This window comes from Novosphingobium sp. ERW19 (assembly GCF_012641315.1).
In the GTDB taxonomy this organism is placed as follows: domain Bacteria; phylum Pseudomonadota; class Alphaproteobacteria; order Sphingomonadales; family Sphingomonadaceae; genus Novosphingobium.
This window is the reverse complement of record NZ_JABAIC010000033.1, coordinates 1-2,181: the sequence shown is the minus strand read 5'-3', so window position 1 is coordinate 2,181 and position 2,181 is coordinate 1. Positions and strand designations below refer to the sequence as shown.

The window sequence follows — 2,181 nt, the reverse complement described above, 5'->3', positions numbered from 1 at the left end:
GCGCGCTTGGTGTAGACCCCCTCGCCGTTCGACATGTGCCCGAGGCAATCGTAGTCGCCAAACAAGGCATCGAAACGGGATGCGATCTGGGACAGCCAGCGCTGTGCCCGCGGTGAGCGGGCCGTGCGCCAATCGGCGTCCCAATAAGGCCCGTCGTCGCGTTCGACGATCCAGACGGCGACCAGCCCGCCATAGACCGATAAGCCGAAATCCGCATAGGCATTGCGCATGAGTATCCGGTCCTCCCGGCCGCGCCAGCCGTCATGCGGGATCAGCGACGGGAAGGCTTTGGCGGCCCGCTCGCACAGATCGTCACGCAGCCATTCATACTCGAATTCCCAGTCGTCCTCGGCTTCGACCTCGAGAACCGTGAATGCGACAATTGCGCCGCTGGGATAGCTGACTGATCGGCCCATAGCATCCTCCCTCAGGCCGCAAGCGCCGCGTCGTCTGACGCGTCGTCAAACTGTTCAGGCATCGCCCTCCCGCCGAGCTTCAGGAGCAGGCTCGATGACTCTTCGGCCTTTGCTGCAGCGGTCAGGATGGCGCGGTCATCGTCTTTCAGAAGCTTGAGCCAATGCTCGATATAGCTTGCGTGGCTGTCGAGGTGCGTGACCGGCAAGCCCAGCTCGGCGCCCAGCATCGCGCTGGAGAGTTCCGCGACCAGCTCCTCAGCGGCATAGGCCGCCGTGCCGAAGCGGTTCTTGAGATCGCGTCCCAGGCGGCTGACATGGCCGGTCCAGTGCGACAGCTCGTGCGCGAGCGTGGCGTAATAGTGATCGAAGCCATTGAACAGGCTGACCGGCGGCATCGTGACGCGATCCGCACTTGGCTCGTAATAGGCTTCGCAGCCCTGGTGACGCAGATTGACGGGGATGGCCGCAAAGAAGGCGTCGAGCTCGGACGCGCGCCCTTCAGGCTCGACCAGTTCCAACGTCGCGGCAGGATGGAAGCGCTCAGGCAGCCCTTCGACCTGATCGGCATTGAAGACCGGATAGGCTTTCAGCACCCGGCGGGCTTCATCGGTCTTTTCGCCGGTATCGGGCGCTTCCACCTCTTTGGTGTAGCTCTTGTAGAAGATCGCGATGGTCGACTTCTCGCCCTTGCGGACCTGGGCCCCGAGCGACTTTGCCTGATTGTAGGTCATCCAGAATGGCGAGGCGTAGCCGCACATGTCGGCGACCATCCAGAGCCAGAACACGTTCATGCCGCGGTACGGGATCCCGCAGGCCCGCAAGGGCCGGGAGACCGGGACACCGCGCCACGGCTTGATCCACGGCTTCGTGCCCGCTTCCAGACGGGCGATGATTTCCTGGGTGATGCGGGTGGCGGGCGACAGGCCGCCGCCCTGCTCCTTGCGATAGGCCATGATGGTTCTCCTGATTGCGGCATCTGGACAATCGGCGACGGGTTCGCCGGTCAGTGCCACAGGGTCCCGAGCCCCCTCTGCTCTTCTCCCAAAAAGGAAGCGGCCCTCCGGCGTGAGCCGAAGGACCGCTTCTCGAGGTGCGAGTGGCCGAGCCTGTCAGGAGGAGGTCAGGCGGCCAGTTCGCGGGGGGTATGAATTTCGCCTTCGACACCAGGCGCAGCGTCGCTTGCGTCGATCTCGGCTTCGCCAGCCTCCGGGGCAGCGGAGGCAAACCGCATGACCTCAGGCACCCAGGCCAGGGCCTTTTCGCGGACCTCGACCTCGGTGATGTAGGTGCCGGCGAAGACGCGCTCGGCGCTCATCGCGAGGTCACCCTTCTTGACCGAGGCGAAGCGCGAGGAGAGCTCGAGACCGCCGACATCGGTCAGCGCGTCGAGGATCACCTGCTTCGAGACCCGGTCGAAGTAGTTGGCCGCCGTCGGGCGCCACCACTGCGACATGTCGATACCGATCAGGCTGCCGAGATGATCCTGGAATGGCAGCTGGCGCTCACCGGCCATGTTGAGGCTCGCTTCGAGCGACCGGGCCACGACATAGCCCAGCCAGGCCGCGCGGCTGTCATCGTGCAGCGCCCGAAACAGATCGAAGCGGGCAGTCACATCGGTGCCCGCACGCCAGCTTTCGTCCAGGCCGGATCTGAGCTCAGCAAGCGCGCTGCTCGCCGGCGCATCCTTGGCTTCGAAGCCGATGATCGGGCCTGCTGGAACAGGCGCGCGCAGCGTGGTCGAAGGGCGCGCCCGCCAGTCGTGGGT

The 2,181-nt window shown here is 65.0% G+C and carries 2 protein-coding genes and 1 pseudogene; all 3 read right to left on the bottom strand.

Annotated elements, in window-relative coordinates; translation table 11 throughout:
* On the bottom strand, nucleotides 1-416 hold a 416-nt coding region (locus HGI46_RS21755), incomplete at its 3' end, for a hypothetical protein (RefSeq protein WP_168905824.1).
* A gap of 11 nt (nucleotides 417-427) precedes the next feature.
* On the bottom strand, nucleotides 428-1,369 hold the full coding sequence (locus tag HGI46_RS21750) for a zincin-like metallopeptidase domain-containing protein (protein ID WP_168905823.1): 942 nt from the start codon (nucleotides 1,367-1,369) through the stop codon (nucleotides 428-430).
* A 167-nt stretch (nucleotides 1,370-1,536) separates the two neighbouring features.
* A pseudogene (locus HGI46_RS21745) lies at nucleotides 1,537-2,181 on the bottom strand (chromosome partitioning protein ParB); the annotation flags it as partial.

Excerpts from the sequence above, each read along its gene's own strand:
- HGI46_RS21750 (WP_168905823.1), bottom strand. The coding sequence starts at position 1,369 with ATGGCCTATCGCAAGGAGCAGGGCGGCGGCCTGTCGCCCGCCACCCGC.